Below are 13023 nucleotides of genomic sequence, written 5' to 3'. Positions count from 1 at the left end.
ATGCCCAACACGCCAACACTCGTTGCGGAGGTCCTGGACGCCGTCAAGGCGGCGCTGCCGGGCCCGACCGACACCCTGGAAGGCCCGGCGACCGCCGCCGGTGCCCGGGGCGAGGCGTTGCGCGTGCTCGCGGTGCTGGTTCCGGTGCTGCGCCTGGCCCTGGACCAGGCGGCGTCGGGCATCGGTGCGTCCCCGGTCCGGGCCGCCGCCTTCGTGAAACTCTCCGAGGACCTCTACCGGCAGGCAGGGTACGGCCAGCTGCTGGCCGCATCCTGCGCCGGGGATGCCCAGGTGCACACCATCGGCGAGGAGCCGCTGGCAACGCTCAACGGATTGCTGGCGGACCCCGCCGCCTTCGCCGCCGGCCCCGCACTGCCGGGCGATGTTCCCGCCAAGCCCGGGCGCACGCCGCTGTACCGCGACGACGCCGACTTCCTGGCGGCCCGGCTGAATCTCACGCACTTCCAGGCGCAGCACCGAGTGCAAAGCGCCGAAAACCTGCTGCCGCACACCGGGTTCAACGGCAAGGAAGTCCCCGCGAAGTTCCCCTTGCTGGGCCGGGTGCTTACCGATGCCGCCGCCGACCCCAAGGCCGTGGCCACGCTGGCCAAGAAGTTCGAGCACCTGGCCCCGGACCTGGCACCCGGCAGCGACGGGGCGGCCACCGCCCGGCGGCTGGAAGCGGAACTGGCCGAAGCGGCCCGCACCCGCAATGCCCAGGGCACCGCGAAGTTGCTCAAGGACCAGGCCAAACGCCTTGACGAAGTTGCCGCGGCCCGTCGCGAAGACATCGAGGAGCTGTTCATCGGCGCGCACTTCCTGGGCCATACGCGCAAGGGCTACGAGTACAAGGTCATCACCACGGCCGAGGGCCACGAACTGCTGGCCACCGCCGCGGACATCCTCAACAGCCCCAAGACCAAGGCCGGCACCGCTCCCGCGCCGGCAAAGGAGGCGGGTCCGCCGATCCCCGACTGGGCCGTGGATCCCGGCACTCCGCCGGAAGCACGTCCCCTTGCCGAATTCACCGATCTCGGTGTGGCGCCGGAGCTGGACCCGGGGATGGAATTGCGCCCCGGGGAAACCGTCGAACAGGCGCTCACCCGGCAGCGGGCCCGCCGCTTGCACCAGCTCATCCTCGATTCGGTGCGCATCGCCACCAGCCCCCTCGAGCCCGGGTCCGAGAACGGGCGCGTCGGGGAGGGGCAGATGCCGCTGGCACCGAACGTCACCCTGAACGTCACCATCGACCTGAAGACCTTCCTGGGCCAGCTCGAGGCGGCGGGGGTCAGTGACCGCGGCGAAGACATCTCGGCGGCCAGTTGCCGGCGCCTGGCCTGCAACGCGGGGATCACCCCGATCATCCTCAACGGTGACGGGGTTCCGCTGGAACTCGGCCGCAGCCGAAGATACTTCAACCGCGCCCAGCGCCGGGCCATCGCCGTGCGCGACAAGGGATGCATCAACCCTGGGTGCACCATGAGGATCGGCCGATGCGAGGCCCACCACCTCGACGAATGGAACCAAGGGGGGCTGACCAATGTCTCACGAGGCTGTTTGCTCTGCCCGATGTGCCACCAGGCGTACCACAGCGGTAAATTCCGGATCGAGATGATCAACGGGCACCCGCACGTGATCCTGCCCAAATCCCGGGACCCGCTGCAGCTGCCGCGGCGCAATTGGATCTTCCACCCCGCCGCCCAAGCCGAGCGAGCGGCCTGAGCCGCCCACCGTCCGGAGCGGCAGACTGCCCGCGGGCAAGGTGTGCCTGAGGCTAGTCCAAGACGGTGTTTTCGATCTTCCACACGGTCAGTCGCGGGTACACCCAGAACGAATAGATGCCCAGGGTGATGAGGATCAGCAGGAACCACTTGATCCACAACCCGAAGATTCCCCACCCGGTGCCAACGAACCGCAGCGGCCGGCCCAACAGGAAGGTGTTCTTGGCCCGCCAGCGCTCCACCAACACCACCGCAAATGGGTAGCAGATCCCCAACGTGAAGATGGTGATGGCCATGCCCAGCAATTGCGTGCCGAACCACGTTGCCGCTCCCCCGCGGAAGACAAAGACCCGGGTTCCGGGCGGGAAGTTCCCCAGTGCCGCGACACCCGTTCCGGGCTGGTTGTTTCCGCTGACCTGCATGCTCATGATGTTTTTCCCCCTGGTGGTGAACGGGCCGACGGCCATGCGCCGCCCGGCCGTGCTTGTCCCTCGTAGCCTAGCCGGGCACCACCACGTTTTGGGGCCGCCCCGACCCGGGAACGCAACACCCCGGCCGCGTTGCGCGGGTGTGGCACCGCACGCCCGCCGACCGGGGGTTCCTCCGCCTCAGGCGCGGGAGCGGGCCGCTTCGTCCGCCGTGCGCGAGACCGCGACCATTTGAGCGCGCTCGACGACCTTGACGCGTTCGCGCGGCACCGGCCCCTCGCGGGTCGGCGCCGGGGCGGCGGCCGCGCCGAGCGCCTGCTCGTGGGCATCCAGTGCCAGCCAGCCTTCCCAGCTGGTGTACTCGACGCCCTTGGAATCCAGCAGGCCGGTCACGGCATCCGGGGCGGGGTTCGCGGCCACGGGCAATCCGGCGAGGTCGGCCAGCAGGTGGGCGATGGTCTCGGCGGCGTCGCCCTTGGTGTGGCCGATGAGCCCGACCGGGCCGCGCTTGATCCAGCCGGTCGCGTAGAGCCCGGGCACCTGGGTGCCGCTGCCGTCCAGGACCTTGCCGCCGTCGTTGGGGATGGTGCCGGTGCGTCCGTCGTACTCGATGTCCTGCAGCGCGGAGCCGAAGTAGCCGACGGCCCGGTAGACGGCCTGCACCGGGTAGTCGACGAGCTCGCCGGTCCCCCGCGCCTGGCCGGTCCCGTCGAGCTCCTGGCGCTCGAACCTGATGCCGTCGACCTTGCCGTCCGCCCCGGCGATCTCCACGGGGGAATGCAGGAAGTGCAGGTGCAGCCGGCGGCTGGCGCGCCCCCCGGCCTCCCCGGCCTCCCCGGCCTCGCCGCGTTCCTCGCGCTCTTCCTGCTCGATGAGCCAGTTGGTGAGGGTGCCGACCATGGTCTTGACCTGGTTGTTGGACTTGATCAGTGCGTCGGAGGCCGCATCGAACTCGAAGTCCTCGGGGTAGAGCACGATGTCCACGTCGCGGCTGTGGCTCAGCTCGCGCAGCTCCAGCGGGGTGAACTTGACCTGGGCGGGGCCGCGGCGCCCGAAGACGTGCACGTCGGTGACCGGGGATTCGGCCAGGCCGCGGTACACGTTCTCCGGGATCTCGGTGACCAAAAGGTCCTCCGCGTGCTTGGAGAGCATCCGGGCGACGTCCAGTGCCACGTTGCCGTTGCCGATGACGGCGATCTCGGTGGCTTCCAGCGGCCAGGTGCGCGGCACGTCGGGGTGCCCGTCGAACCAGGAGACGAAGTCCGCAGCCCCGTAAGAGCCCTGTAGCTCGATGCCCGGGATGTTCAGGTCGGCGTCGTTGATGGCGCCGGTGGCGAAGATGACCGCGTCGTAATGCACCCGCAGCTCCTCCAGGTCCAGGTCCGTGCCGTAGTCGACGTTGCCGAAGAAGCGGATGTCCCCGCGGTCCAGCACCTTGTGCAGGGCCTTGACGATGCCCTTGATGCGCGGGTGGTCCGGGGCGACCCCGTAGCGGATCAGCCCGTACGGCGCCGGGTAGCGGTCGAAGAGGTCGATGGCGACCTCGAAGTCGCGCTCCGCCTTGGTGAGGATGTCGGCGGCATAGACGCCTGCCGGGCCGGCCCCGATGATGGCGACGCGCAGCGGGCGTGAGCTGAAGGCGTCCGGTGTCGCGGCGGCGGCCGGCGTGTTCTTCTCGGTCATGGGTTCTCCTGGGGTTGCTAGGGGGTTGCCAAGTGGGTGCGAAAGGGGTTGAAGTGCGGGTGCATCCTCAGGCGACGGGCAACGGCTGCCGCCCGGGTGCGGGAACCGCCGGCGCCAGCCTGCCGGCGGCGTGCGGGCTGAGCCGGACCACGTCGCCGATGACGACCACGGCGGGGTTTGCCACGCCGATGGCTTCGGCGGTGGCGGCGATCGAGTCGAGCCGGTCGATGGTGACCCGCTGGTCCGGGGTCCAGCCGCGCTCGATGACCGCGACCGGGGTGTCGGGCCGCAGCCCGCGCCCCAGCAGCGTGGCGGTGTTGCGCCCCAGCCGGGCCACGCCCATCAGCAGGACCAGGGTGTGGTCCGGCCGGGCCGGCAGCTCGGTGAGCTCGTCGTGCCCGGTGGCCATCGAGAATCCGGCGGCCACTCCGCGGTGGGTGACGGGGATGCCGGCGGCGGCCGGGACGGAGACCGCACTGGTCACCCCCGGCACGACCTCGACGGCGATGCCGTTTTCGCGGCAGTGGGCCGCTTCCTCGCCGCCGCGGCCCAGCACAAACGGATCCCCTCCCTTGAGCCGGACCACCCGGTTCCCGGCACGCGCCTCGCGCACCAGCACCGCATTGATCTCGTCCTGGGAGGCCAGGTGGTCCCCGGGGGCCTTGCCGACCTCGATGATGCGCACCGAAGGGTCGAGCTCTTTCAGCAGGTCGCGCGGACCGAGCCGGTCGGCGACCACCACGTCCGCGGCGGCCAGCAGCCGGCGCCCGGTGACGGTGATCAGCCCCGGGTCACCGGGGCCTCCCCCGACCAGGGCGACGGAGCCGGTGCCGGCGCGGCGCCGGCGCAGCGGCAGCAGCCCGGTGTCGGCCGCCAGCGCGATGGCGTTGCGCAGCCCGGCGGCGCGGCGCGGGTCTCCGCCGGCGGTGACCGCGACGGTGATCCCCTCCCCGGTCCGGGCGACGGCGGGGGTCCAGGCGCTCGAGGCGGCGTGGTCCGAGGCGTTGACGCACCAAATCCGCAGACCTTCCGCGTCGGCGGAAACCCGCGCGTCGAGCTCCCGGTCCCCGGTGGCGGTGTGGGCCAGCCACATGCCCTCCAGGTCCCCGGGCCCGTAGCCGCGCCGCAGCCAGGTGAGGCGACCGGCGTCGGCCAGCTCCTCGATCCCCGGAACCGCCGCCGGGGCGATGACGGTGACCTGTGCCCCGGCCTCGAGCATCTGGTTGACCCGGCGTTCGGACACCGCCCCGGCCCCGACGCAGAGCACTGCCTTGCCGGAAAGGCGCAGGGCCAGCGGATGGATGGGCGCCTCGCGAGGGGCGGTTGGCTCGAACATGCTCGACTCCTGACGGTGGTGGAAGGTGGTGGGTGTGTGGCGCGGGGGCCGCGGGTGGCTCATCGTCCTGCTCCGGGGGCCAGTCCCCGGCGGCGCAGCAGGCTGCGCTCCAGCGGGGCGAAGACCAGCAGCTCGACGGCGATGCCGACGGCCAGGATCGCCAGGATCGCGGCGACGACCACGGCCATCTGCGACAGGTCGCGACCCTGTTGCAGCAGCGAGCCCAGGCCGAAGCCGATGGACCCGCCGACGGCGATGATCTCGGCGGCCATCAGCGAACGCCAGGAAAACGCCCAGCCCTGCTTGAGTCCCGCCACGTAGCCGGGCAGGGCAGCCGGCAGCACGATCCGCAGCAGCTGTTGGGTGCGGCCGGCCCCCAGCACGGTGCCCAGCCGGCGGTATTGCGGCGGGACCGTATCGACGCCCGAGAGGAACCCGTTGACGATCGAGGGCGTGGCGCCCATCAGCACCACAAAGAAGACAGTGGCGTCGGTGAGCCCGAACCAGATGATGGCGGCGGGCACCCAGGCCACACTGGGCAGCACCTGCAGGCCGGAGACCAGCGGGCCCAGGCCGCGGCGCAAGGTCGAGGAGGCCGAGAGCAGCAGCCCCAGTGGCGTCCCGATGGCCAGGGCCAGCAGGAAGCCGAGCACCCCGCGCTGCAGCGAGGTGAACACCGCCTCGACCAGCCGTCCGTCGGCGGCCAGGGACGCGGCGGTGCCCAGCACATCGAGCGGGCCGGGGAAGAGGTCGGCGCGCGGGGAGCCGAACCAAGCGGCCAGCTGCCACAGGCCCAGCAGGCCGGCGAGGGTGCCCAGGGGCAGCAGGATCCGGCCGACGGTGGGCCGCGAGGTGGCGGCGGAGTCCTGCAACCTGTCCAAGCCGGCCTCGATTTCGCCGAGGCTGTCGGGGCCTCCCGGGCCGTCGCTACCGCCCGGGCCGTCGCTACCGTCGATGTCCTCGGGCGGTGCCGGTTCCGCGGCGCGTTCGCGGGCGATGGCCGTGGCGGAAGTGATGCTAGTGGGCATGGTGGCGGATCTCCTCGCGTAGCCTCTGCGTGATGTCGCGGGTCAGGGCGGCCTGCTCGGCCGGATCGGTGCGGACGTGCTCGGGGATCTCCCACTCGGCGGCGACCCGTCCGGGCCGCGAGGAGAGCAGCAGGACCCGCTGGCCCAGCCGCACGGCCTCGCGCACGTTGTGGGTCACGAACACCACGGTGCGCCGGTGGGCGCGCCAGATCCGCTCAAGTTCCTCGTGCAAAAGGTCCCGGGTGATTGCATCGAGCGCGGCGAACGGTTCGTCCATCAGCAGCACCGGGCGGTCCTGCCCCAGCGCGCGGGCCAGCGAGGCGCGCTGGCGCATGCCCCCGGAGAGCTCGTGCGGGCGCTTGGCCCCGGCATCGCCCAGGTGGACCAGCCTCAGCAGCTCCCCCGCGCGTTCCCGGCGCTCGGCGCGCGGCACCCCGCGCAGCTCCAGGGCGAGTTCGATGTTGGCCCGGGCAGTGAGCCAGGGCAGCAGGGCAGCGTCCTGGAACATGAACGCCGCGCCTCCCGCCGGGACGCTCACGGAGCCGGCGGAGGGCGGTTCAAGCCCGGCGATGACGTTCAGCAGCGTGGACTTCCCACACCCCGAGGCACCGAGGATCGCCACGAACTCCCCGTCGGCGATCGTGGTGGTGATCGAGGAGAGCACGGGGGCCGCGCCGTAGTCCTTGGACAGGTTCTCGATGACGATGCTCATGCACCCGCCTCCGTCCCGGTCGATGTTGCGGCACGTGCCCGCGCCAGGGGGGTGGTGTCGATGAGCCCGTCCAGGGACGCCGGTTCGGCGAGGCCCGCTGCGACAGCGTTGCCCAGCAGGCGCGGGTAGGCCCCTTCCAGCGGGTCGGCGGTGAAGCTGAGTTTTCCCAGCGCGCGCTTGATCACGGCGGGAGCCAAAGCGGCGCCGGCGGTCTCGGCGATCCGGGCGTTCAAGGTGGCCAGCACGTCGGTTTCCCTGGCGGTGTTGATCCAGTCAAGGGCGGCCAGGTGGCCGCGCAGCAACGCGTCGACGGTGTCCGGGTGGCGGGTTGCGAAGTCCGGGGACACCGCGAGCACCGTGGTGGGGAACAGTCCGGGGGCCCCGGTGTCGGCACCGTCCCACAGTTCGGCCTCGTCGACGAGCACCTTCGCCCCGGCCTCCAGCACCAGCCGGGAGGCCCAGGGTTCGGGCAGCCACGCCCCGTCGATCTTTCCGGCGCGGAACAGTTCGAGGGTCTGGGCGTTGGCCGTCGGGGTGATACCCACGTCCCCGCCGGCCAGGTCGGTTTCCAGTCCCTGGGTGGCGAGCCAGGTCCGCAGCGCGACGTCCTGGGTGCCTCCCAGCTGCGGGGTGGCCAGGGTCGTGCCGCGCAGCGCCGCGGCGTTGGCCAGCGATGCGCGGACCACCAGTTGTGCGCCTCCGGCTGCGGCCCCGGCCAGCACGCGCACCCCCTGCCCGCCGCTGGCGGCGAAGGCGGCGATGGCGGGGTTCGGCCCCAGGTAGGCGGCGTCGATGGCCCCGGCATTCAGCGCCTCGACGGCCGCCGGACCGGCCCCGAACACGCTGGTGGCCAGCTGCGTTCCGGATCCCTCGAGCTCGGCGGCGAAGAACCCCATGGCGGTGCCCACCAGCGCCGGCGCGTGCGTCAGGTTGGCGAAGAACCCCAGCCGCAGGGCGCCGGCCGGCCCCGCGGGAACGCTGCCGGCCGCCCCTGGCCGCGGCACCGTGGTGGTGGCCGCCGCCCCGAGCACCAGCAGGCCCAGCAGCCCGGTGCCGCCGGCGAGCAGCGCCCGCCGTCCTGGCCCGCGGTGCGGACCGGCGGCGGTGTACCGGATGTTCTCCATGGCTGAGGTGTCCTTCTCTGTGGGTGTGGGTGGGGGTTGGCACTGGCCTGCGGCGGGGTTAGCCGGCGGCGGGGCGTTCGCCCACGAGCCCGGCGGCGAGCGTGTTGCCGTCCTGCGGGTCGATGACCAGGAACGCCCCGGTGCGGTGGTGTCGCACGTAGGGCTCAGTGGGCAGTTCGGCAGCCAGCCGCAACACGACGGAGCCGATGTCGTTCAGTTCCAGCCCGTCGGCGGGAAGGAGCCCGAAGTCCTCCAGGTCAAGCCGTCCCTCGATGGCGGTGACCTTCGCGCGGACCGTCGCGGTCCCGTGCTTGATGAGCACCGTGGTGCCGGGGCGCAGCGGTGCGGGCGCGAGCCAGCACAGCTCGGCGAACAGGTCCGCCGAGGAGTCCGGCAGGGTCCCGGCAGCGGCGATGGTGTCTCCGCGGGCGATGTCCAGCTCATCTTTCAGCCGCAGCGCCACCGAGGCCGGTGCGGTGGCGGAGGCCAAGTCCCGTCCGGCGGCGTCGATTCCGATGACGGTCGTTTCCCGGCGAGGCTGCCCCGGGGTGGCGATGGTGACCGGGTCCCCCACGGCGATGGAGCCGGCGGCGATCGCCCCGGCGTAGGCGCGGTAGTCGCGGAAGGCGGCGGCATCCAGCCCCGGGGCCAGCGCGCCCTGCGGCCGGAGCACCAGCTGGACCGGGAAGCGGAAGGCCTCGGCAGCGGTGTCCGCCTCGTCGCGCGTGGGCAGGGTTTCGAGCAGCCCCAGCAGCGTGGGCCCGGTGTACCAGCCGGTGTGCGCCGAGCGTTCCACCACATTGTCCCCGACCAGCGCGGAGACCGGCAGGGTGTGCGGGGGGCGCAGGCCGAGCCCGGCGGCGACCCGCGCCACGTCGGCGGCGATGTCGGCGAAGCGCTGGCCGTCGTATCCGATCAAGTCGATCTTGTTCACCGCGACGACCACGTTGGGCACGCGCAGCAGGCCGATGACGCCCAGGTGCCGGCGGGTCTGTTCGAGCACTCCCTTGCGGGCGTCGATGAGCACGATCGCGGCGTCGGCGGTGGAGGCCCCGGTGACGGTGTTGCGGGTGTACTGCACGTGTCCGGGGCAGTCGGCCAGCACGAAGGAGCGCTCCCCGGTGCTGAAGTAGCGGTAGGCCACGTCGATGGTGATGCCCTGTTCGCGTTCGGCGCGCAGCCCGTCGGTGAGCAGGGCCAGGTCCAGGGTGCCGTCCCCTCCGCCGAAGCCGGTCTCCGCGGAGGTGCGGGCCAGTGCCTCGAGGGTGTCGGCGAGCACCGCCTTGGCGTCGTGCAGCAGCCGGCCAACGAGCGTCGACTTGCCGTCGTCGACGGATCCTGCCGTGGCGAAGCGGAAGAGCCCGCGCCGGCCAAGTGCCGGTGCGAGGGTGTCCAAAGCGGCGGTGTCCAGGGTGCTGGTGTCCAGGTTGGTGGTGCTCATCTTAGAAATACCCGTCCTTCTTGCGGTCTTCCATGGCCGCCTCGGAGATGCGGTCGTCGGCGCGGGTGGCGCCGCGTTCGGTGATGGTGGTGGTGGCCACTTCGGCGATGACCTCCGCGGTGGTGAACGCCTCGGAGAGCACCGCCCCGGTGCAGGACATGTCCCCCACGGTGCGGTAGCGCACGGTGCGCCGCGTCACGGCCACGTCGTCGCCCGGCCGGCTGAATTCCCCGACGGCCCGCCACATGCCCGAGTGCTCGAAGACCTCGCGCTCGTGGGCGTAGTAGAGCGGCGGCAACGCGATGTTCTCGCGTTCGATGTAGCGCCAGATGTCCAGTTCGGTCCAGTTGCTGATCGGGAAGGCCCGCACGTGCGCACCCGGGGTGTGGCGTCCGTTGTACAGGTTCCACAGCTCGGGGCGCTGGTTGCGCGGGTCCCACTGCCCGAACTCGTCGCGCAGCGACAGGATGCGTTCCTTGGCCCGGGCCTTGTCCTCGTCGCGGCGCCCGCCGCCGAAGAGCACGTCGAAGCGGTTGGCGGCTATGGCGTCCAGCAGCGGCGTGGTTTGCAGCGGGTTGCGGGTTCCGTCGGCACGTTCGGTGAGCCGCCCGTCGTCGATGTAGTCCTGCACGCTGGCGACCACCAGGCGCAGGCCCAGCTGCTCCACGGTGCTGTCGCGGAACGCGATGACCTCCTCGAAGTTGTGTCCGGTGTCCACGTGCAGCACCGGGAACGGGACGGCCCCTGGCCAGAAGGCCTTGGTGGCCAGGTGCAGCATCACCACGGAGTCCTTGCCCCCGGAAAAGAGCATCGCGGGACGCTCGAACTCGGCGGCGACCTCGCGCAGGATGTGGATGGATTCAGCCTCAAGGGCGTCGAGCACGTCGATCTCGGGCGCGGTGGCGGTGGCGGTGCGTGGTCGCTCGGGGGCTGCGGTGGGCGCGGTGGTGCTCATCTCTTGCTCCTTCGTCGGTGGGAGGGGTGTGGTGGTGCGTTCGGGACGGGCAGGCGGTGCCGGCCGGGCAGGCGGTGCCGGGCTCACCGGTGGATGCCGCATTCGGTCTTGGCGACCCCTGCCCACCGGCCGGCGCGCGGGTCCTCGCCCTCGGCCACCGGCCGGGTGCAGGGGGCGCATCCGATCGACGGGTAGCCGTTGGACAGCAGCAGGTTCACCGGCACGCTGTTGGCCGTGGCGTGGGAAATCAGCTCGTCGAAGCTCCATCCGGCCAGCGGGTTGACCTTGATCAGCCCGTGGGCCTCGTCCCAGGTGACCAACGGCGTGTTGGTGCGGGTGGGTGCCTCGTCGCGCCGGACCCCGGTGAACCAGAGCCGGTAGCCGGCCAGGGTCCTGGCCAGCGGCTCCATCTTGCGCATCCGGCAGCAGGCGGCAGGGTCGCGCTCGTGCAGCCGGGACCCGTGCTCGGCGTCCTGCTCTTCCACTGTGCGCACCGGGAGCACATCGATGATCCGCACGTCCAGCGAAGCTGCAACCTCGTTGCGCGCGGCGTGGGTTTCGGCGAAGTGGTAGCCCGTCTCCAGGAAGAGCACGTCGACACCTGGCAGCGCCTCTGCGACGACCGACGGCAGCACGGCATCGGCCATGGAGCAGGCGACGGCGACCTCTGCGGTGTCGAAGTTCCGCTTGACCCAGGCGATGACGTCGGTGGCCGAGGCGTCGAAGCCCAGTTCGGCGGCGCCTGACTCGGCAAGGGCACGGTCGGCGGCGAGTTGGTCCACGGTGTGGGTCTCGGTGCTCATTCGACGTCCTCGTCCGCGGCACGGTGCGACCACGCCGCGAAGGATTCGCCCGTCTCGGAGCCGGCCGAATAATTTTCCAGCACCCGCTCGATGTAGTCGGGCAGCTGATCGGCGGTGACCTTGAGCCCGCGCACGGTGCGTCCCAGGCCGGCCTCTCCGCGTTCGGTGGAGGCCAGTCCCCCGCCCAGGTGGACCTGGAAGCCCGGGGTCTGCCCGCCGTGCCCGTCGGGAAGCAGCTGGCCCTTGAGGCCGATGTCGGCGGTCTGGATGCGGGCGCAGGAGTTGGGGCAGCCGTTCACGTGCAGGCTCAGCGAAGGCGGCAGCCGCACGGCCGACTTCTGCGCGAAACGCTCCTCGAGTTCGGCGACCGCGGCGATGGTGGTGTCCTTGGTGTCAACGATCGCCAGCTTGCAGAATTCGATGCCGGTGCAGGCGATCGCGGAGCGGCGGAAGATGCTCGGCGCCGTGGCCAGGCCCAGCGCATCGAGTTCAGCGGCTGCGGCCCTCACCGATTCGGCGGGGATGTCCAGAGCGAGCAGCTTCTGGTGCGGGGTGGTGCGCAGCCGCGCCGAACCGTGGCGCTCCAGCAGGTCCGCCAATTCCAGCAGCAGCGTCCCGGAGAGCCGGCCGGCCTTGGGACTCGCGCCGATGAAGAAGCGCCCGTCCTTCTGCTCGTGGATGCCCACGTGGTCCCCCGGGGTGGTCGGCTTGTCCGGTGCCTGCCCGTCGGGCAGCGCGTAGCCGAGGTATTCCTCCTCGAGCACCTTGCGGAACTTTTCCGGTCCCCAGTCGGCCATCAGGAACTTCAGCCGCGCCTTGTTGCGCAGCCGCCGGTAGCCGTAGTCGCGGAAGATCGAGACCACGCCCAGCCACACCTCGGCCGCGATTTCGGGGCGCACAAACGCGCCGAGCCGCTCGGCCAGCCGGGCGTTGGTGGACAGGCCTCCGCCGACCCACAGGTCATATCCCGGCCCGTGCTCGGGGTGGTTGACCGCGATGAGGGAGATGTCGTTGATCTCGTGCACCACGTCCTGGGACGGGTGCCCGGAGATGGCGGTCTTGAACTTGCGCGGCAGGTTGGCCAGTTCGGGGTCGCCGATGAAGCGTTCGCGGATCTCGCGGATCACCGGGGTCGGGTCCAGGATCTCGTCCTTCGCGATCCCCGCCACCGGGGAGCCGAGGATGACCCGCGGCACGTCCCCGCAGGCCTCGGTGGTGTCCAGGCCCACGGCCTCCAACCGCCGCCAGATCTCCGGGACGTCCACGACGTCGATCCAGTGCAGCTGGATGTTCTGCCGATCGGTCACGTCGGCGGTGTCGCGGGCGAAGTCGCGGGAGATCTCCCCGATGGTGCGCAGCTGCCGAGTGGAAAGGGTTCCGCCGTCGATCCGGACGCGGAGCATGAAGTAGCGGTCCTCGAGCTCGTGCGGCTCCAGGGTGGCGGTGCGCCCGCCATCGATGCCCGGCTTGCGCTGGGTGTAGAGGCCCCACCAGCGGAAGCGGCCGTGCAAGTCGGTGGCGTCGATGGAATCAAACCCGCCCCGGGCATACACGGTTTCGATGCGCTCGCGCACGTTCAGCCCGTTGTCGTCCGCCTTGAACGCCTCGTTGGCGTTCAGCGGCGTGGTGCCGTCGATCTTCCACTGTCCGTGCGGCTTGGCCGCCGGGCGGGCCGGCCGGGCGGGCCGGGTGCTTGCCTGGGTGTCGGTTGCCTGTGTCATGGCTTCGACACTAGGGCGGGCCGGCGGGGGCCCGCCAACGACCTCCTACCCGCAACGTCATGCCGTAACCC

Annotated in this window: 11 protein-coding genes; 1 reads left to right on the top strand and 10 read right to left on the bottom strand. The window is 71.4% G+C overall.

The annotated features are described in order from the left end of the window. On the top strand, positions 1-1722 hold the full coding sequence (locus tag Q2T94_RS20100; RefSeq protein WP_302266334.1) for an HNH endonuclease signature motif containing protein: 1722 nt from the start codon (positions 1-3) through the stop codon (positions 1720-1722). Positions 1723-1774: 52 nt separating this feature from the next. Here the strand turns inward: Q2T94_RS20100 and Q2T94_RS20095 are convergent, their stop codons facing one another. From Q2T94_RS20095 to Q2T94_RS20050, 10 genes are all read right to left on the bottom strand, one after another. After that, positions 1775-2149, bottom strand: a complete 375-nt coding sequence (locus Q2T94_RS20095) for a DUF898 family protein (RefSeq protein WP_302266332.1) — start codon at positions 2147-2149, stop codon at positions 1775-1777. A gap of 180 nt (positions 2150-2329) precedes the next feature. After that, positions 2330-3832: an FAD-dependent oxidoreductase gene (locus Q2T94_RS20090; protein WP_302266330.1), complete on the bottom strand. Its 1503-nt coding sequence runs from the start codon at positions 3830-3832 to the stop codon at positions 2330-2332. A gap of 67 nt (positions 3833-3899) precedes the next feature. Next, entirely contained in the window at positions 3900-5168 is a 1269-nt protein-coding gene (gene cobA, locus Q2T94_RS20085; RefSeq protein ID WP_302266329.1) for a uroporphyrinogen-III C-methyltransferase, read from the bottom strand. Between the two features lie 59 nt (positions 5169-5227). Further along, positions 5228-6196, bottom strand: coding sequence for an ABC transporter permease (locus Q2T94_RS20080; RefSeq protein WP_302266327.1), 969 nt, complete (start codon positions 6194-6196; stop codon positions 5228-5230). Then, positions 6186-6908, bottom strand: coding sequence for an ABC transporter ATP-binding protein (locus Q2T94_RS20075; protein WP_302266326.1), 723 nt, complete (start codon positions 6906-6908; stop codon positions 6186-6188). Before Q2T94_RS20075 ends, Q2T94_RS20080 begins: the two co-directional genes overlap by 11 nt. After that, the gene (locus tag Q2T94_RS20070; protein WP_302266325.1) at positions 6905-8032 is read right to left on the bottom strand and encodes an ABC transporter substrate-binding protein; all 1128 of its coding nucleotides are present in this window, start codon (positions 8030-8032) and stop codon (positions 6905-6907) included. The genes Q2T94_RS20075 and Q2T94_RS20070 overlap by 4 nt, the downstream gene beginning before the upstream one ends. A 58-nt stretch (positions 8033-8090) precedes the next feature. Continuing rightward, complete coding sequence (locus Q2T94_RS20065; protein ID WP_302266324.1) at positions 8091-9473, bottom strand: sulfate adenylyltransferase subunit 1; 1383 nt, start codon at positions 9471-9473, stop codon at positions 8091-8093. A 1-nt stretch (position 9474) separates the two neighbouring features. After that, entirely contained in the window at positions 9475-10428 is a 954-nt protein-coding gene (cysD, locus tag Q2T94_RS20060; protein WP_302266323.1) for a sulfate adenylyltransferase subunit CysD, read from the bottom strand. 83 nt (positions 10429-10511) lie between these two features. Continuing rightward, the gene (locus tag Q2T94_RS20055) at positions 10512-11231 is read right to left on the bottom strand and encodes a phosphoadenylyl-sulfate reductase (protein ID WP_302266322.1); all 720 of its coding nucleotides are present in this window, start codon (positions 11229-11231) and stop codon (positions 10512-10514) included. Then, positions 11228-12952: a nitrite/sulfite reductase gene (locus Q2T94_RS20050; protein ID WP_302266320.1), complete on the bottom strand. Its 1725-nt coding sequence runs from the start codon at positions 12950-12952 to the stop codon at positions 11228-11230. The genes Q2T94_RS20055 and Q2T94_RS20050 overlap by 4 nt, the downstream gene beginning before the upstream one ends. Positions 12953-13023: the final 71 nt, after the last annotated feature.

It is taken from the genome of Paeniglutamicibacter sulfureus (assembly GCF_030512175.1).
Lineage (GTDB): Bacteria > Actinomycetota > Actinomycetes > Actinomycetales > Micrococcaceae > Paeniglutamicibacter > Paeniglutamicibacter sulfureus.
Note: the sequence above shows the minus strand (reverse complement) of the source record. Positions and strands in the feature narration are given on the sequence as shown.